Below are 20326 nucleotides of genomic sequence, written 5' to 3'. Positions count from 1 at the left end.
ATTTTTTAAAGAAGCTTATATCTAATATTTTATTTTGAGTTGGAATCGTATGATAATTATCATCATAGTTTAGTTCTTGAATAGAAAGAACTGCTTTTGAATTTAAAAAATTAATCTCAAAAAATCTTCATCTTATATTTATTAGAATTTTACAACAAAAAAGAATTACAAATTACTCACTGTCTACAAGATGTAATCACAATGCTTTCTTTTATAAAAACACAAATAAGCACACTCATCTTGAAAATATGAATGAAAATTGTAAATAAAGAAACTCTCTCCATATCGAGAAAGAAAAAAAATAACAAAAGAAACGCACGCAAGCCTAAAACCTATAATAAGGTTGGACTAACTTTCTGAATCATTTATATAAAGGCTTCATCTCTTCTGCGGTACTACAAAAAATACCAAAAAGTTTTTTTTAAATACATATTAGGCTACATAATCATAACTTTTAATATCTAACCTTGGTAAGTTATTGACAATATTGCATGTTTCCAAACTGACCGTGATAACCCTTAAAAACAATTCCAAAGGATAGCGAGCGTTCCCCATTACTTCAACAGCCCAATCATTAGCATCATTAGTAATCATGGAATCTTTATTGGTTGTTATGACTTGACGATCCATTACCCATTCTAAAGCAGGCTTACCATTGATAATATAATTATAAACATCTTCAGGAATATTCTCAATAATAATTTTGCTATTATAAATAACAGTACTTTTGTCATTCATAATCTTTCTATCTTCTAGATATTTTTTCTTTTCAAACTTCATTTCTTTGACATAAAAATCTGTATCATCCCCACCAGTTACCCGTTGCTCTGTCAGTTTTAAATTTTTTATCTTACTGATAAGGTTAACTTTTGTATAAAGTGGCACAGTTTCATAATTCAGATGAAGTGCCGCTAAATTGCGACCTGCCTGCATAAAAGTAGTAAAATCAGCAAAACTCCTAACACAAGGTATTCGAGGTATTTGTTTTCCTAAGTTATCTGCATAACGTTCCCTATAATCCTTACTGTGCAATAAACCATAGATATAATAAAAAATATCCTCTTTACTGATAGTTTCTCCTGAATAAACCCCTTCAAAATATTTTAGCGCTTGATCAGTAATAGCTTCACGCCGCAAATAATCAACAGTCTTATCTCTCGATACTAAAGATAATTTTTCCAAAGATTCTGCACGTTCATAAAGATATAATGGAAAACATTGACAAGAAGAAATCAATCCATAATCAGGAACCATATCAACTATAAGGGATGAAAACGCTCCTAATGTTCCCTTTCCCGCAGTTACAATCACAATATTGCCACCACCTCCATTAGGAAATATCTTCGGCATTTGATACTGCACTTCATTGAAATTTTTATCGAAATAAAGCATCTGTTTCGTAAATGGACGATAGATACCTTTCACTTCTCTTGTATTATCATATTGGTGTTGTATACCCTTCACAAAGGCTTTTTTTAGTCCCCTACTCCAATTAATATTAGAAGAATCTAAACTCACGGTTTGATCAAATGTTTTTTCGGAAACTGAAAGATTATCGCTCTTCATTCTTTTTAATTCAGAATGATAAAAATTAACCATCCGCTTCATATTATTACGCAATTTTTTTTGAGAAAAATTATAACACCAAGCATCTCTTGTCGTCATTATTCCTTGAGAATAATTCTCGAAAATTGTTGCAGATAACTTATCCTTTTTATCTCCCAAACCAATATATTTATCAAAATTAAGATCGCGCTGGCTGACCCAGTCATTAAATTGATCTGGGATAATTTTCTTCCAATCCTTAATAGCGGCAATGCTTTTACTTTTAAAGAGAATATCCAGTTTCTGTTGACATGATAAATAATCCCCAATATCCTTAAAATAAATTTTTCCCTGTTGTTTTTCATCTGGATTTTTGACGAGAATAGAAATTGCTATGGGAGCCCTGCTGCCTGAACCAAAAATATTGCCATTTTCTTTTTTACGCTTTTCACCAGAAGTATTGCAATTTCCACGCAAATGAAAAATATAAAGGCTGCTAAATTCATTTACCAAGCATTTTCGCAAACCATCCATTGTGCGGGCATCTATAAAGCTTGCATTAGTAACAAAACCAATTACGCCACACTCTTTAATACAATCTGAAGCCCAACGAATAGCCCGAACATAAGAATCATACAACTGCCTCTGCAAAGTTGCTGAAGAATATTGTACGTAAGTTTTCCTAATACGCTCATCTAAATGAGGGTATTTTATATTTTTATTGCTATCATTTTCATTTTTTTGCCCAACTGAATAAGGGGGATTTCCAACAATAACCACAATTGGAAAACTGTGTTGTCTTTTTAGACGACCCCTGTTTCCTACTAAAACTTTATCAATGAAATCTTTTTTCCCATCTAACTGGAACGTATCAGTTAAACAAATCCCCTTAAAGGGCTCATAGGCTCTAGATTGTAAATTACTTTTATTCTGGCTAGATACAATTTTGGAAAAAAGTGAATGATAGACTGTTTCAATATTAATAGCTGCAATGTAATAGGCCAATAAAACAATCTCGTTAGCATAAATTTCATATTTGTATTTTTGAAGTAGTTTATTCCTAGGAATAATACCGCTTTGTAAAAGACGTACGATAAAAGTCCCCGTTCCTGTAAAAGGATCCAAAATATGAACATTATCATCAGCTAAACTACTGCCCAATTCAGTTTTTAAAATATGCTCAACAGAGTGAAGAATAAAATCAACTACTTCAACTGGAGTATAAACAATGCCTAAGCGTTCAGCCATTTTTGGGAAGGCTTTTCGGAAAAAATGATCGTATAGCTCCACAACGATTTTCTGTTTTCCCTCAGCGCTATCTATTCCCTTTGCCCTATGTTTAACTGAAGCATAAAACCCTTGCAAACTATCGTGTTCTTTGTCCAAGTCATGTTTACTTAATTTATTAACAACACATTGCATAGCTATAGAAACTGAGTTGAATTGAGTAAATTTATATTCCTCAAAAAGAACATCAAAAACAGGTTTTGTAATAAGATGTTGCGCTAACATTTCAATAATTTCAGTATCACTTACACTGTCATTAAGAGCTGCTCGTAATTTTTTAGCAAAATTATTAAATATATTAATTTCTTCTGTATTTTCTTTATCTTCAAGGATAGCATTAATGCTATCAATATGAGATTCTGCAATCCTTGCAATATCTTTTGCCCAACCTTCCCAATAGTGCTTATTTCCACATTTTTCGACAATTTTAGAAAATATAGCACGCTCAACTTTTTCCATATAAAAGATATCTAAAACGCTTTGTCCAAAAGTAGAAGTAATCTCATGATTACCTAGAGATTTGCTATGATTTAATCCATTTTGATACTCTGTATTTTTTTGACTGATATCCTCTGTAACAGCAATAATTTCGATCCTATCTTGAGCGTGACCATTTAATTCAATTTTATTGATGGTCGTATCAAAACGATCATCGTGTGCCCGTAAAGCATTCAAAACCTGCCAAACAATTTTATAAGAATTATCGTTCAGTATCTTATCCGGATTACTTCCTGTTCGAATAACAACAGGTAAAATAACGTAGCCAAGTTGTTTGTTTGGAGCTTGTCGCATGACCCGACCAACCGCTTGAACAACATCAACTTTAGAAGCACGAGACGTGAGAAAAATAACAGCATCAAGAGCAGGAACATCTATTCCTTCTGAAAGGCAACGTACATTTGAAAGAATCTTACAACAATTTTTATGTGCATGAATTCCCTCTTTAAACCATTCAAGACACCCCTCTTTTTCTCTGGTACTCATACTACCATCCACATGCTTTACTTCGAAAGTCATAGATAAAGCAGGATTTAATAATGCCCCTGGATTCTTCCTAAAAATATTTTGCTGTTCTCTTTTTTGATATATCTCAACAACATTTTGAAAATGCTTAGCAATAAGCTTTGAGCTAACTCGGTGTGGTGCCTTTCCATCATGCACATTGCTTAATAAAGACTTTAATCTTGTTTTGGGTTGTTCTTTAATAACTTGACAAAAAGCAACTGCACGCCGCATAGGACTGAAAGAATCTGTAGCCCTTTCGACAGAGTGATATTTTGATAAAGCCTTCCAACACCCTATAATTTTTGCAGCATCATCAATCTGAATATCATTATTTATATCCAAAAGAACTGACTGCTTGATATGAGATTCATCAACGGCTAGAATAATAACTTTATAATCGACCAGTAATCCCAAAGAAACCGCTTCTGAAAAAGTTAAGGTATGTAAAGTTTCTCCATACCATAATGGATCATCCATAGAGTACAGCTCAACGTCATCTCTACTCTTGGAATTTTCTCCATAGATACGCGGTGTGGCAGTCATATATAGCCGTTTTTTAGCAATAACATAATCATTACTATGCACCCGAACAAATACAGAATCTTCTTCACCATCATACGTAAATCCAGTTGTCCGATGAGCTTCATCACAAATAATAAGATCAAAAGCAGGAATAGGATTATCTCTATTATATTGAGCATTCCTGATAACATTAATGGAATGATAAGTTGAAAATACCACTGTCATAGCACTATCGCTATGCCGCAAAGCCATCTCTTCTCTTAAATCAGAAGCATTAGTTGTTGCAGGATATGCAAGATATCGCGCCTCCGAATATTGATCATTTTTTGCTATGGTATTATCTGAACAAACGGCAAAACTTTGTAAAGGAATTTCAGCCTCTCGATTCCATTCCCTCAATGTTTGAGTTAATAAGGAAAGACTAGGAACCAAAAAAAGAACCCTTTTACCTTGTCCCGCAAGGGTTTCTGCAATTTTGAGGGAAGTAAATGTTTTTCCTGTTCCACAGGCCATAATTAGCTTACCACGATCAGCAAACTTCAACCCTGCTAAAACATCATTAACAGCTTTTTTTTGATGAGAACGCACTCCTCTTTTAGATTTGCGCCAAAGTTTACCAAATTCAAGATATTTAGACCAATCAATGGAGCTATTTTCTAAATCTTGTAAAGTAATTTTTATAATAGGAGACTTCTGTTTTTTTAGAACATCTTCAGCATTTTTTGACCATGATGCTAATGTTGTTGAAACAATAATACGCTGTTTGAAGTACACCTTTTCCGATTCAGTAAAAAAACTTTCAATATCCCTCTTTTGAATGGTATAATTTTCATCGTAGTTTTGACACTGAATAGCGTGAAACTGTTCCTCCCCCTTAACCGTAACAGCAACGAGATCGATACCTGTATTCTGCCTTGAAGTAATACCGAATTTCTGTCCATACTGCTCCACCCAATCAACGTAAAAGAGCACCTTTGTATATAAGCGTTCAAAATACGGCTCTATTTGAAAGTATTCTATCATTAATTTTTTTAAATTAATTACTTGATCATGTTCTGTAACCGCCTTTTCATGCAGAGAAGTAAGTAATTTCTTAAAGTCACTCATGAAGATCAGCTCCAGTTATCAAAATATATTATTAATTATTAGGATGTGTATATTAATCTATTGATGAATAGTAAAATATTAAGGGTGAAATTATTGAATAATTTATCTAATATTATAAGGTTGTATGAGCTTGATATTTAAAATATAATTTATGCTAAAGCTAAAAATTTTATTTTTTTTATATTGCAGTCATAGGAAATCGTTCTTTAAAGTGTTTCTCTATCCAGTTTGATAATAAATTTATACGATATCATCATTTTTATATAAAAATAAGGCTTCATTAGAAGCTGGCGCTTTTGAAACGTGAAAATTACAAATTACAGATATTAAATAACAAAAAAATTAAATGCTTTACATCTAAACAAAAATAACTTTACAAGAGTTTCTTTTAATATTCACAAGAAAGCCCTTAACCATTGAGGTATATTCTATTTCTACCATTACGGCTCAAATTTTAGAAGAACTTTATGCCCTACCCCATATAATTATTGCTAAAAACGAACGCCTCTACCACAAAATATTGGATAAATCATACACACATTAACAGCGTGTCTTTAGTAAAAATACTATCTATTAAGAAATTATATTACATCTTTTTCTTGATAAAGAAGAAAATAATACAAAGAGATACCAAAAACACGCATCTAAAATACATTATTTTCTATAGCCGGCGCGTACACTGATTGTGTATAAAGAGTACTAAATCTTACTAATATTTCTCAATTTTAAAGAAAATTTTTCAAAAACGCGTAATTAAAATATCCTAAAACCAATAATTCAAGAAATGCAAACAACACAAAAGAATTTCTTTACTTTTATACAGCTTATTCACTGCTAAAACATGGCGATCCCGACAGGATTCGAACCTGTGACCCACGGCTTAGAAGGCCGTTGCTCTATCCAGCTGAGCTACGGGACCAACTGTTTTTATCATCCAAAACAGCATTTTCTACTAATGTGTCCAAGATTGCTGCCTATCACTACGAAAATTATCAGAATAAGAAACAATACGCCGCATCGATTTATTCATTTTTTCTACACGATAAGGGATAGCATTTTTTAGCGCAAAAGCTATTGCCTCTTCCTTACTATTAAACCGAATTTTGATCTGATTATTTATATCAGACGTCGCCGTATAACCCATGAGAGGCTCAAGCATTTTTGCCCGTGTTGGCTCATACTGCAAAAACCAAAACTTACTATTCCTTCTCCCTGACTGCATAGCAGTTTTCGCAGGACTATAAATACGCGCAATCACGGCTATCTTCCTTTAAAACTACACAAAGCTTTAATAGATGACCTCTCCATCACGGATTAACCCATAAAACTAAATTAAACTATGTTCTCCATAAACATGGTCGGAGCGATAGGATTTGAACCTACGACCCCCTGATCCCAAATCAGGTGCGCTACCAGGCTGCGCTACGCTCCGCCATTTATATTACTTAGTGCATATTCACTAGAATTTTAACAACAGAAGTGCAAGAAAAAAACACGTTTTTTTTAAATTTTATTCTATTTTTTACATTTAGATCAAGATTTACTGAGTTTCCATATTAAGAGCTTCACTTATTACAGCACGTGTTATTTTACTTTTTCTCTGTAATGCTAAACGATCAATAGAATCAATAATACGTCTCAATGCAAATAAAGAGCGTTCACAGCGATTTATAAGATAGTGAACAATATCTGGATGAACAATAATCTGCCTATCTGAAAAAAATTTAAAAGCAACAGCTGTTAACAATGTCTCATCAGGTTGATCAATGGCCACTAGCATAACCGAATTGAGACGACTTTTTAAATCATCTAACTTTAAGTCCCACATAGAAGGTGCTGTGCGTGCGGTTATCAATAAAGTAACTTGACGCATATTAATATTGGTTTGCTTAACACTGTTAAATAAATGGAAAAGTCCTATTTCATTTATTTCACCTGCATCAATATCCTCAATTAAAAGCGATCTATTTAAAGAAGCCATAGAAATAATTTTATCAATTTTATCACGATGAATACTTAAAGCATTGGCTTTTTGCGCCCATACACTAGAAAAATGTGTCTTCCCACATCCTTCTTGTCCAACCAAAACTGCAATAGGTAGTACCCAATTTGGCCAACGATTAATAAGCTGAAAAGCCATACGATTGCTTTCTGTCACCACTAAATCATCAAATTGTAACACTGATGCACAAGAAAAATTTAATGGCAATTGTATTTCACGCCCATTCATTTTATTAACTCCGAATCTCCACTTCGCGAATACATCTGAGAATTTAAATAAGTATGAAGGGCGAAACGCACTAAAACACCAACAGCAGCAGCGGCAGGAACAGCAACCAGCATACCAGTAAAACCAAATAATGACGAAAAAGCAAAAAGCGCGAACATCAACCACACTGGATGAAGTCCCACTGACGAACCAACAAGTTTTGGTTGGAGGATATAGCCTTCAATAAATTGACCAATAACAAAAATAACAATGATAACAACAATCCAAGCCCAATTATCTGGATAAAACTGAACCCATGCAACACCAACAGATAATATAAAGCCACTCATTGTGCCAATATATGGAATAAAGCTAATAAGGCCAATAAACATACCAATTAAAAGACCAAAGTTGAGGCCTGCAGAAGTTAAACCTATAGCGTAATACCCCCCCAATATTAGACAAACTGTTCCCTGTCCACGAACAAACCCTGCTATAGCTCTATCCATTTCAGAAAAAATACTGCGAACAGTTTCAAGATGATCCCGCGGGATCCAAGAATCAACCGCGGCAACCATACGCGGCCAATCTAATAACATATAAAATGCTACCACAGGTGCTACTACAAATACACTGACAATACTCACTATAGATTTTCCTGATTGCAAAAGTGAATTGAAGAGAGAGGTAATAAAATCAGAGCTTTGTCCTAAAATCCCTGTGATATTAGTTTGTAATTCACTTGGATCACTACCAAAGTAACGCTGCACCCAATCAAAATCATATTCAGAAAAAAAAGTTTGAATCCGATTAATATAAATCGGCAAACCATCATGCACAAATTGCTGTATCTGCCAACTAATAATAGGAATTAAAATTATTAAAGCGGCAACAAAAATCACAATAATAAATAAAGTAATCAGGACAGTACCAAAAACACGGCTAATACCAATTTTTTCCAAAAGTTGGACAATAGGATTAAGAAAATAGGCTAAAACAATCCCCGCCACAAAAGGAAGCAAGATTGACCCGAAAATAAACATAAAAAAAACGAAAAAAGACAACGTCCCCAGCCAGAAAAAAATTTGTTTTTTCATATTGCTCGGTAATGACATTTGAGTATAAGCAGGAACATAAGTCGTATAATGACCACAAACCTCATTTTCACTAACTCTTTTCTTCATTACACCCAAAGAAGAATCGTCATAATTATCTGATGCTTTTTTCATAAATATCCCAAAAAAATTCACAAAAGGCTACCAATTTTTCTCATGAACTACATAAAGTCACTTATTTCTTAAGTATTAAATATCAATATCTCTTGCGCAAACAATTCTATCATGGCATTGCATAACATCCAAATCTGATTTTTCATAAGGAAGGCTCCAATGAGCAATCAAGACACAAATGATAAATCCAATAATAGCTTTACCTATGCAAAAGCCGGCGTCAACGTCGATATGGGTAATGTTATGGTTGAAAAAATTAAACCTTACATACGCTCAACAAAACGAACAGGTACAGATGCAGAAATTGGTGGATTTGGAGGAGTATTTGATTTAAAAGCTGTAGGTTTCATAGACCCTATTCTCGTAGCAGCTAATGATGGTGTAGGTACAAAATTAAAAATTGCTATTGAAACAGGTATTCATAATACTGTCGGAATTGATCTTGTAGCTATGTGCGTTAATGATTTGCTTGTACAAGGTGCCGAGCCTCTCTTTTTTCTTGATTATTTTGCAACTGGAAAACTTGACCCTGAACAGGGTGCTGAGATCATATCTGGAATTGCAGCAGGATGTCAGCAGGCAGGTGCGGCTCTTATTGGAGGAGAAACCGCAGAAATGCCTGGTATGTATGCGAAAGGAGATTATGACTTAGCAGGTTTCGCTGTAGGAGCTGTAGAACGTGATGCATTATTACCTTCAAAAGATATGAAGGAAGGTGACATTATCTTAGGTCTTGGTTCATCTGGAATTCACTCAAATGGACTTTCCTTGGTTAGACAAATCGTCAAAAAAAATAATATAAAATGGGATGATTTTACACCTTTTAACCCTCAAATTAATTTTGGCACAGAATTTCTCACACCAACACGCATTTATGTAAAATCGCTTCTATCTACCATGCGGAATTACGAAGGAATTAAAGCTCTTGCCCATATAACAGGCGGGGGGTTTTGGGAAAATATTCCACGCATACTTCCGTCTTCTCTTTGCGCTGAAATTAGTCTTTCTAGTATAAATGTTCCAGCAGTTTTTTCATGGATTGCCCAACAAGGTAAAGTAGAAAAAACAGAAATGTTAAGAACATTTAATTGTGGTATTGGTATGATTGTTATAGTCGCACAGAACGCAGTTACAACAGTTACACAAGCCCTTGAAATGCAAGGGGAAACTGTCACTTCGCTTGGCGTTTTAACAAAACATCAAAACAAAAAAATTATTTATAAAGGTGAACTTCATTTATGAAAAAACAAGTTGTGGTTTTTATTTCTGGGAGTGGCTCCAATATGGTTGCCCTCGCACAAGCAACTAAGCAACCTCAATATCCTGCTGAAATCACCGCTGTTATCTGTGATAATCCTCATGCTATAGGCATTGAAAAAGCACGCAAAAACGATTTATCTGTGCATGTTATAGATAGAAAAAGCTACTCTACCAGAGAAGCTCACGAAGAATCCATTTTGATAACTTTAGAAAAATGTAAACCAGATATTATCTGCTTTGCTGGCTATATGCGTCTCGTTTCATCATATTTCATAAAACCCTACGAAGGACGAATTTTAAACATCCATCCCTCCCTTTTACCTTCATTTAAAGGTCTAAACCCCCATGAAAGAGTCTTACAAACGGGTGTAAAAATAACGGGTTGTACTGTTCATCTTGTAACAGAAGATATGGATTCAGGCCGAATTATCGCTCAAGCAGCGGTTCCAGTATGTCCCAATGACACCGTTTATAGCCTAAATCAGAGAGTTCTTAAAGTCGAACACAAACTTTACCCCAAAGCTCTAAAAGCATTTATCGAGGGCAATGACAAAGTAATTGACTCTGAGCAACAACTTCTATCATTCTGAGCAAACAAACCCAACATTTTAATATTATAGATCAACTATAACACGTTGGGTGTTGTAGTTTGAATTACTTCAATATTTCAACCCGAATAAATCTATTATTTTTAAGAATACTTTGTATAAAATGTTCATTGTCTCTACCAACTTAAATACGATTTTCTAAGTTTCACTTCTTATTTAATTTGCTCCGCTTATGCTATATAAAAAACTTTTTAAAAACAACTTTTTTATTTTATTGTGCAAGAGTTTTTTTAACTGCAATAGCTAACTGTTTGAGTGTAAATGGCTTAGATAAAAAAACAAAAACAGCATCTTGTGGAAGGTTTTTAGTGAAAGCGTCTTTTGCGTAGCCAGAAACAAAAATAAATTTAATACCAGGATATTTTTTACGAGCTTCTTTGAACAAAGTCGGCCCATCCATTTCTGGCATTACAACATCAGAAACAACAACATCAACAGAACCTTCGTTTTTTTCAAGAACAGCAAGAGCTTCAATTCCGCTTGCCGCTTCCAAAACAGTATACCCTCTCATTTGAAGGGCTCTCACCTCACCCATTCTAACAGAATCTTCATCTTCAACCAACAAAACAGTTGAAGATCCCGTTAAGTCTGTATTTTTTTCCTGATCTTCTACTTTTTCAATCTTTTGAGAAACTCCATCGTTTGAAACAGGGATATAACGGGGAAGAAAAATGTGAAAAGTTGTCCCCTCTCCTTCTCGGCTATCGCAGTAAATATACCCTCCTGTTTGTTTGATAATTCCATAGACCATTGATAGGCCAAGCCCAGTGCCTTTTCCAACTTCTTTTGTTGTAAAAAATGGCTCAAACATTTTTTCTTGTATAGCAGCTGATATACCCGTTCCTGTATCTGAAATACTCAAATGCACATACTCACCAACTGCAAAACCAACATGATCAAACTCTGAGCTCTGTTGTGCTGTAATATTATTCGTTGCAATTGTAACCACACCTCCATTTGGCATAGCATCGCGGGCATTAATAACCAAATTCATAACCACGCGCTGAAAAGATGCTTGATCAACTTCAACACTCCACAAATCTCTTCCATGAATAATTTTTAATTGAATATTGCTTCTTAAGAGAGGCTGGATAAGATTACGGATATCTGATAACAATTCTGTAAAATCGACTTTTTCAGGTTGAAGTGTCTGTTTTCTAGAAAAAGCTAACAACTGTTGCACAAGTGCCGCTGCACGATTAGCGTTATTCTTGATATTGATTAAATCAGCATGAGCTGGATCAGAGCTACGGTGCATATTCAAAAGAAGGTCACATGACATTAAGATCGCTGTTAAAACATTATTAAAATCGTGAGCTATACCACCAGCTAATTGTCCAACAGCTTGCATTTTCTGGTTTTGTATCATTTTATCTTCAAGCGTTTTTTGTTCTGTAGTTTCTATAGCAGATATAACAACAAAATCGTGTAGTTCATCATTATGATATAATGTTATAGGCATAGCATGAAGACGCAAATGACATTTTGCATTATTTTCTAAAACTGTTTCTATCGAAACTGAACTATTTTTATTTGCTGTAATTTTCTGAAATGCACGCTTTAATTGATCACCATCGCGTCTCGATATAATATCACAAAGATTAACAGTTCCGTTTGCACATTTCATTAATGATGCAAAAGCTCTATTTATACGAACTAATTTCCCTACTGGATCCGCCACTGCTATTGCAAAAGGGCTTGCATCAAAATATTCCGTGAATGAGCTCAATAATCTTGATTGATCATTGCTTTCTTTCACTTGTATTGGTTGTGGTAATATCACAATACGATAAATGGCTTCGTCTTCTAAAAGAGAAGAAGAGCACATAAAGCAATTAAATACTCCTTTATTGCTGATTGCTGAATTTAAACAAAGAGAAAACATATAAGGCATAACACAATTTGAATTGTGATATTCATTGTTTTGCAAACAAATATCACTCCAAGTTCTATTAGCTTTAAGATTCCCAAATAATTGATCAAAGTTATATTGGCCAACAGTAAAGTTTGCTAAATCAATTGAAAACCACTCAGCAAAAATAGCATTCGCGTAAAGAATCGTTCCTTGTTTATTAACAGAAAAAAAGCCTACAGCAGCTTGATCTAGGTGATTGATAGCTTCCTGAAGATTCGAAAAAAAATCTTCATGACATTTCCGCAAGTGTGTAATATCAGTAATATGCCAAAGTAAAAGCTTTTTTTTTCGCTTTATTATAGGTTGAACAGAAATACTATACCAAGTGGATTTTTTTTGTGGAGAATGCAGAAAAATTGACTTCTCTACCTTTAACTCTTCTCGCGCTGTCAGATCATTACATGCAGCTACCTTCAAACGATAAGAAAGTGTACCAGCCCCTGGAAGATCAGCAATGACAGAAAAACAAGAGGATTGTGGGTTATAGGTAGACATTTTCCTATAACTTTGATTAGAGTAATGCACAAAACCTGATAAGTCGGATATAACAATGACATCATCAATTTTATTAAAGATGTTGAGATCAATATCCTTATGCAACCACACAATATTATATCTTAAAGCACCTATTCCAATCAAAACCAGTGTAGTAACACCTATAATTGCCAGAGCTAAAAAAGACACCGACATAACTTTTTGGAAATAGCTTTTCTGATCAAAGAAACCCAAAAAAACAATAATAAACAAAAAAACTATAACAAAAAAAACACAAAAAATTATGGATTTCCAATGTATAAAAGTAGGCGATAACCTCTCACTATTTTTAAACTCTACATTCATCTTTATTATTTGCCTCAAATATAGCCGTTTTAACCGTTTTTTATGCCACAAACTTCCTTTATAATCGTTGTTATAAAATATACATCGTGATAGTATGCTTTTAATAAAAATCACTCAATATTAAAAAAATCATGTTTTCATATTATTAAGTGAACTTTTAAAAGTATTTTACAAATTTACATCAATGAAAAATTGTCCATTAAAAATGGGAGAAGTAATATGCGTATCTGGTTAACAAACCAAATAAGCACATATGCAGCAAGTATAACCGATAGTCTTATACTTCTAGTAGCAGTAATTGTAGCTATCCCTGTTATTATCATGTTTTTACGTCATTTAAGTATAAGAAATTTAAACATTAGAAATAAATATCCACTTCGATTAACTATATGCGATACAATCGCTATTGATCAAACTCGCCGTCTTATTTTAATACGTCGCGATAATACAGAGCATTTAATCTTAATTGGTGGGCAAACAGACATCATTATAGAATCTAACATTACCGGAGATGAAAACTCCGCGCATGCAAATGCTTTCAAACCACAACAGCATATACAACCAACATTAACAGTACCTAATCAATGCCATAACTCTGAAGAAAAAGTACCTTTTTTAATGAATGAAATGCAAAATGATGTCCCTGCACCTTTATCGAATCAACCTTTAAAAGATTCGGTAATTACCGCTGAAATTGAAGGACGGCAAGAACCATCTTTATCTATACCTATCCAAAACAAATAAAATATCCAATCAGTTCAAAATATTTTATGGATTTGTACTTTCAATCGACCTTAATCATCACGATAAACCTTTTCTCTTCGTTCGTGACGTTCCTGTGCTTCTAACGACAAAACTGCAATTGGCCTTGCTTCAAGACGTTTGATACTAATAGGTTCGCCCGTCTCTTCACAAAATCCATAAGTCCCATTATCAATGCGCTCCAAAGCAGCATCTATCTTTGAAATAAGCTTTCTTTGACGATCACGAGCGCGTAATTCAATTGTACGATTAGTTTCAAAAGATGCTCTATCGGTCAAATCTGGTTGACCAGCATTATTTTCCTGTAAATTTTCCAAAGTTTCACGTGCTTCCCTTAAAATATCATTTTTCCAAGAAATTAATTTAGCACGAAAATATGCCTTTTGTTGTTCATTCATAAAAGGCTCATCTTCACTAGGACGATATTGGACATCAACCTGTTCGCTCATGCCATAAACCTCCATATATGATATGCGCGGTCTATATATTGTGCAACCCTAATCAACGCAAGAGTAAAATACGCCTATAGAAACATGTAAATATGCTCCACCACTTAAAATCTTCAACGACCTTTTATTATACAATATGTTACTAACCTGAGCAAAATCTATCACTACATTTCCATAAATATCCTTCTAATATAAGCTTAAAAAGAAAAAAACATGGCAATGAAAACGCACGTAAAATATAATCCTATTGTTGAAAAAACACACTAATAAAAATCGATATGTATCAAAAACAATTATAAGGGCGAAGTATGATATCCTCGATTTAAATATATCAAAGCATCTTTTTCTTGATTACGATTTACTGCAACAACTTCACCAACCAAAACATAGTGAGTTGCATGCTCGTGACAACAAATTAAACGACAATCAATTGATGCTAAAGCATCTAAGAGACTAGGTGCTCCAGTCTGTAAAGTACCCCATTGAGTCATATCAAAGTATTCATTTTGTGTTAAATTGCAACGCTTAGAAAAAATATCTGCTAATAATCGGTGTTTTCCCGCCAAAGTGTTAACACAAAAATTTTCATTATCCATGAATAATTTATTTTTAGGATTATGACGCCTTAAACAAACAAGAAGTGTTGGAGGATCATCTGATAAGGAACAACATGCTGAAACAGTCACACCACGCTTGCCTTTAATACCATTTGTAGTCACAATATGTACGGCTCCAGCAAAATGACTCATAGTATCCCGATATTCCTGCGAGGAAACAGTAGCAATATCTTGAAGTTTAGGTATGAAATGTGTTGTATGATTTGACATATTTTTCACTCATAATCACTTTTTAAATTTAGAACAATTTTTCAATAAAAAAATTTATTACATTTCTCACCTTTCAATCATAGCATAAATGATCTTTTAATACACAGGACTACATGCTAAAAATCCAACTAAGGAGATATTCATGCCTCGTTCTCACCTCATCGCACCTTCACTCTTGGCTTCTAATTTTTCAAAACTTGGTCAAGAAGTATTAGATGTTGTTGATGCTGGAGCAGATTGGCTGCATCTCGATATCATGGATGGTCACTTCGTTCCTAATATTACTTTTGGACCTGATGTTGTTAAGGCTCTGCGTCCATTAACTAAAGCTATATTTGACGTTCATTTAATGATTTCACCAGCAGACACTTATCTTGAAGCTTTCGCAAAAGCAGGAGCAGATATAATAACCATTCATGCTGAAGCAAGCCCTCATACCCATCGCTCACTACAAATAATAAAAGCAATGGGAAAAAAAGCAGGAGTTTCAATTAATCCAAGCACATCAGAACATGTTCTTGACTATTTACTTGATCAAATAGATCTCATTTTAATTATGACAGTTAACCCTGGCTTTGGTGGACAAAGTTTTATTCCAGCAATGAAAGATAAAATCAAGCGAATCAAAAATATGATTGTTAACCGACCTATTGATCTTGAAGTTGATGGCGGTATCACTGTTGATACAATCGGAATAGCTGCAAAAGCGGGCGCAAATGTATTTGTTGCAGGTTCTGCAATTTATGCCCCAAACGGCAACAAAGAGATTTATAAAGCACATATTAATGCATTGCGCCAAGCCGCAAACCTAGAACAATAAGGAAAAAAATATGATAGAACGTTATTCCCGCCCTGAAATGGTAACAATTTGGTCACCTGAAACGAAATACCGTATTTGGTTTGAAATTGAAGCGCACGCCTGTGATGCATTAGCCCAATTAGGTAGTATTCCTAAAGAAGCAGCCAAAGTCATTTGGGAAAGAGGAAAAGCAGCTAAATTCGATGTAAACCGCATTAATGAAATTGAAGCAATCACTAAGCATGATGTTATAGCATTTTTAACTCACTTAGCTGAATTTATTGGACCAGAATCTCGTTTTATCCATCAAGGTATGACATCATCAGATATTCTAGATACAACGTTTAATGTACAATTAATGCGAGCGAGTGATATTTTGTTAAATGATATAGAGCTCCTTCTAAAGGCATTAAAAAAACGTGCTTTTGAACATAAAGACACAATTACTATTGGGCGTAGCCATGGTATTCATGCCGAACCAACAACATTTGGAATAAAATTTGCTCTTGCATATGCTGAATTTTTTCGCTGCCACAAGCGTCTTCTTTCAGCTCGTGAAGAAATTTCTATTTGTGCCATTTCAGGCGCTGTAGGAACTTTTGCGAATATTGACCCACGCGTTGAAGAACACGTAGCAAAAGCATTTGGAATGCATGCCGAACCTGTTTCCACTCAAGTGGTGCCACGCGATCGTCACGCTATGTTTTTTGCAACACTTGGTGTTATTGCCTCATCTATTGAAAGACTTGCTATTGAAATACGCCACCTACAAAGGACAGAAGTTCTTGAGGCAGAAGAGCATTTTTCACCTGGGCAAAAAGGTTCATCTGCTATGCCCCATAAACGTAATCCAGTTTTAACAGAAAATTTAACTGGATTAGCGCGTATGATACGTGCATTTACAATACCAGCTATGGAAAATGTAGCTCTTTGGCATGAACGTGATATTTCTCACTCATCCGTTGAGCGTTACATCGGCCCTGATGCCACTATTACACTTGACTTTGCTCTTTCTCGGTTAACATCCGTTATTGAAAATTTAATTGTCTACCCAGAAAATATGCAAAAAAACCTCAATAAATTTCATGGACTTATTCATTCACAACGAGTACTTTTAGCGCTCACACAAGCTGGTATCAGCCGCGAAGATGCTTATAGACTTGTACAACGAAATGCGATGAAAGTCTGGGAACAGGATAAAGATTTTTTAGAAGAACTGCTGAATGATAAAGATGTTGCAAAAGTTTTAAGCGAAGCAGAACTTCGCGAAAAATTTGATCTTTCCTATCATACAAAACATATAGACACTATTTTTGATCGCGTGTTTGGGAAATGACAAAAGTTTTATACAAAATAGATTATTTAAGTTTATACTTAATGCTCATCCCCTCTTATAATGAAGAAAACAGTTTATGAAAGTAAATCAACTCGACATTCTTATTGTACCAGGTTACAAAGGGTCTGGTTCTGATCATTGGCAAACACGCTGGGAACAAAAATTATCTACAGCTCGCCGCGTTCAACAAAAACATTGGTCAAAACCCGTTTGTGAAGAATGGGTTAATGAAGTTAAAACTGCCATTGCACAAGCTCAAAAACCTGTTGCTATCATTGCCCATTCCTTAGGAGTTCCTACAGCTATTCATGCCGTTGTAAAAAATTCGGAAAAAATCTGTGGTGCTTTTTTTGTTGCTCCTCCAGATGTTGCCAAGGACACAATACGTCCACGACATTTAAAAACATTTGGACCATATCATAGTAAAAAATTGCCTTTTCCTTCCGTAGTTATAGCTAGTCGTAATGATGAGTTTTGCCAATTTTCAGTCGCAGAAAAGCTTGCTAATGATTGGGGAGCACTTTTTGTTGATGCTGGGCAATCCGGACACATTAATGCAGAATCTGGACATGGTCCATGGCCTGAAGGACTTATGGTGCTCTCCCATTTTCTTGCAAAAATATGATAAAACAGTATAGCCCTCTTTGATCTACTTATATACTGCAAAAAACAAAATAAAAACTGTAGGAAGTCCCGTAGCAATCATTGAGAATTTTTGTTAATTAGGATAATAGTATTTACCAATGCTATTTAAATTTCTCAAATAAAGAGAATCATAATGAATCGTCGCCACCGTATTTATGAAGGCAAGGCTAAAATTTTATATGAGGGACCTGAACCAGGAACTTATATTCAATTTTTCAAAGATGATGCAACTGCCTTCAACGCCAAAAAACATGAAATCATTGACGGAAAAGGAGTTTTAAATAACCGTATTTCAGAACATATTTTTAACCACCTTGGTCGTTTAGGAATTCCAACACATTTTATCAAGCGTATAAATATGCGTGAACAGCTTATTAAAGCTGTTGAAATTATTCCATTAGAGGTTGTTGTTCGTAACGTTGCTGCAGGCTCTCTTTCCAAACGTTTAGGTTTGGAAGAAGGAACCCCTCTTTCGCAGTCTATCATTGAGTTTTATTATAAAAATGATTCTCTTGATGATCCAATGGTAACTGAAGAACATATCACCGCCTTTGGATGGGCTGTTCCGCAAGAATTAGAAGATATTATGCAACTCTCTGTTCGTATTAATGACTTCCTTTCTGGGCTTTTTGCCAGCGTTAATATTCAATTAGTTGATTTTAAAATGGAATTTGGTCGCTTATGGGAAGATGAAACAATGCGCATTGTTCTTGCTGATGAGATATCACCTGATTCCGCTCGATTATGGGATATCCAAACACGAAAAAAAATGGATAAAGATCGTTTTCGCCGTGATATGGGAGGACTTATTAATGCTTATCAAGAAGTCGCAAAGCGCCTTGGTATTATCAATGAAAATGAACCTCCGCGACCAAGCGGTCCAGTTCTAGTAAAATAAATATAAAGTTTCATGTATAATATCTTCTTTGATACAATAAGTATTATTTCTCAAAAAATGTTTTTAATAATGGGATATAAAAAATGAAAGCCCGCATTACCGTTACTTTGAAAAATAGCGTTCTTGATCCACAAGGAGAAGCAATCACTGGTGCGTTAAAAAGTTTAGATTTTAAAGGTATTCACTCTATTCGCCAGGGAAAAGTTTTTGATATCGATCTTGATGACATGCCTGTTGAAGCTGCAAAACAAAAACTTGAGCAAATGTGTAAAGCATTACTCGCTAATCCTGTTATTGAAAATTATATGATTGAAATCATTTAGGCAAATAAATCTATGAAAACCGCTATTATTCAATTACCTGGATTAAATCGTGATCATGACATGATTGCAGCACTAACCCATATAACGGGAATTGAGCCATTAAAAATTTGGCAAACAGAAGCAACAATCCCAAATGTAGATGTAATTATTATTCCTGGTGGCTTTTCTTATGGTGACTACTTGAGATGCGGAGCTATTGCAGCACGAACACCTGTTTTGCAAGCTGTACGTGAAAAAGCGCAAAAAGGTACCACAATAATTGGTATATGCAATGGGTTTCAAATTTTATTAGAAGCTGGATTATTACCTGGTACTTTAATGCGTAATGCTTCATTAAAGTTTGTTTGTCGTAAAATAAAACTTGAAGTTGTTAACGCAAACACAAAATTTTCTCGGTATTATTCTAAAGGACAAATTATTAATTGCCCTGTTGCACACCACGATGGAAATTACTTTGTTGATAATGAAACATTAAAGCAAATGGAAGATAACGGACAAATCATTTTTCGTTATGCAGAAAATACAAATCCGAATGGTTCAATTAACGACATTGCTGGTATTACTAATAAAAATGGTAACATTCTTGGCATGATGCCTCATCCTGAAAATTTCATCGAACCGGCACATGGTGGTAGCGATAGTCGTTTACTTTTTCAAAGCGTTTTAGAATTAACAAACGTATGATTATTATAAGAGGAGTTGCTTTACTTAATTATTTTTAGATGAAAGAACGATTCCGTAATTGTATGAATGGTCTTAT

16 protein-coding genes and 2 tRNA genes are annotated in these 20326 nt (G+C 34.5%); 9 read left to right on the top strand and 9 right to left on the bottom strand.

The window, feature by feature from the left end; genetic code table 11:
* Positions 1-432: 432 nt before the first annotated feature.
* The 6 genes from V5N68_RS01995 to V5N68_RS01970 form a co-directional block, all read right to left on the bottom strand.
* Positions 433-5466, bottom strand: a complete 5034-nt coding sequence (locus V5N68_RS01995; RefSeq protein ID WP_332065521.1) for a DEAD/DEAH box helicase — start codon at positions 5464-5466, stop codon at positions 433-435.
* Positions 5467-6308: 842 nt separating this feature from the next.
* Positions 6309-6385, bottom strand: a tRNA-Arg gene (locus tag V5N68_RS01990).
* Between the two features lie 33 nt (positions 6386-6418).
* Positions 6419-6724, bottom strand: coding sequence for an ETC complex I subunit (locus V5N68_RS01985; protein ID WP_332065520.1), 306 nt, complete (start codon positions 6722-6724; stop codon positions 6419-6421).
* 97 nt (positions 6725-6821) lie between these two features.
* A tRNA-Pro gene (locus V5N68_RS01980) sits at positions 6822-6898 on the bottom strand.
* A 108-nt stretch (positions 6899-7006) separates the two neighbouring features.
* A complete protein-coding gene (gene hdaA, locus V5N68_RS01975) occupies positions 7007-7696 on the bottom strand; it encodes a DnaA regulatory inactivator HdaA (RefSeq protein ID WP_332065519.1) in 690 nt (229 codons plus the stop codon).
* On the bottom strand, positions 7693-8904 hold the full coding sequence (locus V5N68_RS01970; RefSeq protein ID WP_332065518.1) for an AI-2E family transporter: 1212 nt from the start codon (positions 8902-8904) through the stop codon (positions 7693-7695). The genes hdaA and V5N68_RS01970 overlap by 4 nt, the downstream gene beginning before the upstream one ends.
* A 159-nt stretch (positions 8905-9063) precedes the next feature.
* Between V5N68_RS01970 and purM the strand changes: the two genes are divergently transcribed.
* Both purM and purN read left to right on the top strand, forming a co-directional pair.
* Positions 9064-10146 carry a phosphoribosylformylglycinamidine cyclo-ligase gene (gene purM, locus V5N68_RS01965; protein WP_332065517.1) on the top strand — a complete coding sequence of 361 codons (1083 nt, stop codon included), beginning with the start codon at positions 9064-9066 and terminating at the stop codon, positions 10144-10146.
* Positions 10143-10754, top strand: coding sequence for a phosphoribosylglycinamide formyltransferase (gene purN, locus V5N68_RS01960; RefSeq protein ID WP_332065516.1), 612 nt, complete (start codon positions 10143-10145; stop codon positions 10752-10754). Before purM ends, purN begins: the two co-directional genes overlap by 4 nt.
* A gap of 229 nt (positions 10755-10983) precedes the next feature.
* Here the strand turns inward: purN and V5N68_RS01955 are convergent, their stop codons facing one another.
* Positions 10984-13527, bottom strand: a complete 2544-nt coding sequence (locus tag V5N68_RS01955; RefSeq protein WP_332065515.1) for a hybrid sensor histidine kinase/response regulator — start codon at positions 13525-13527, stop codon at positions 10984-10986.
* A 219-nt stretch (positions 13528-13746) separates the two neighbouring features.
* Here V5N68_RS01955 and V5N68_RS01950 point away from each other — a divergent pair, with 219 nt between their 5' ends.
* Complete coding sequence (locus V5N68_RS01950) at positions 13747-14271, top strand: hypothetical protein (RefSeq protein WP_332065514.1); 525 nt, start codon at positions 13747-13749, stop codon at positions 14269-14271.
* Between the two features lie 50 nt (positions 14272-14321).
* On the opposite strand, the gene dksA is transcribed toward V5N68_RS01950, so the two are convergent.
* Entirely contained in the window at positions 14322-14738 is a 417-nt protein-coding gene (gene dksA / locus V5N68_RS01945; RefSeq protein ID WP_332065513.1) for an RNA polymerase-binding protein DksA, read from the bottom strand.
* Positions 14739-15031: 293 nt separating this feature from the next.
* Positions 15032-15565 carry a flavin reductase gene (locus V5N68_RS01940; protein WP_332065512.1) on the bottom strand — a complete coding sequence of 178 codons (534 nt, stop codon included), beginning with the start codon at positions 15563-15565 and terminating at the stop codon, positions 15032-15034.
* Positions 15566-15707: 142 nt separating this feature from the next.
* Here V5N68_RS01940 and rpe point away from each other — a divergent pair, with 142 nt between their 5' ends.
* The 6 genes from rpe (at position 15708) to purQ (ending at position 20250) form a co-directional block, all read left to right on the top strand.
* Positions 15708-16385, top strand: a complete 678-nt coding sequence (rpe, locus tag V5N68_RS01935) for a ribulose-phosphate 3-epimerase (RefSeq protein WP_332065511.1) — start codon at positions 15708-15710, stop codon at positions 16383-16385.
* A 10-nt stretch (positions 16386-16395) separates the two neighbouring features.
* Positions 16396-17700: an adenylosuccinate lyase gene (purB, locus tag V5N68_RS01930; RefSeq protein ID WP_332065510.1), complete on the top strand. Its 1305-nt coding sequence runs from the start codon at positions 16396-16398 to the stop codon at positions 17698-17700.
* Between the two features lie 76 nt (positions 17701-17776).
* Positions 17777-18325, top strand: a complete 549-nt coding sequence (locus V5N68_RS01925; RefSeq protein WP_332065509.1) for an RBBP9/YdeN family alpha/beta hydrolase — start codon at positions 17777-17779, stop codon at positions 18323-18325.
* A 153-nt stretch (positions 18326-18478) separates the two neighbouring features.
* The gene (gene purC, locus V5N68_RS01920; RefSeq protein WP_332065508.1) at positions 18479-19243 is read left to right on the top strand and encodes a phosphoribosylaminoimidazolesuccinocarboxamide synthase; all 765 of its coding nucleotides are present in this window, start codon (positions 18479-18481) and stop codon (positions 19241-19243) included.
* Between the two features lie 83 nt (positions 19244-19326).
* On the top strand, positions 19327-19566 hold the full coding sequence (purS, locus tag V5N68_RS01915) for a phosphoribosylformylglycinamidine synthase subunit PurS (protein ID WP_332065507.1): 240 nt from the start codon (positions 19327-19329) through the stop codon (positions 19564-19566).
* Positions 19567-19578: 12 nt separating this feature from the next.
* Entirely contained in the window at positions 19579-20250 is a 672-nt protein-coding gene (gene purQ / locus V5N68_RS01910) for a phosphoribosylformylglycinamidine synthase subunit PurQ (protein WP_332065506.1), read from the top strand.
* Positions 20251-20326: the final 76 nt, after the last annotated feature.

It is taken from the genome of Bartonella eidoli, from assembly GCF_036576145.1.
Taxonomy (GTDB): Bacteria; Pseudomonadota; Alphaproteobacteria; order Rhizobiales; family Rhizobiaceae; genus Bartonella.
This window is presented reverse-complemented; position numbering and strand designations above follow the sequence as displayed.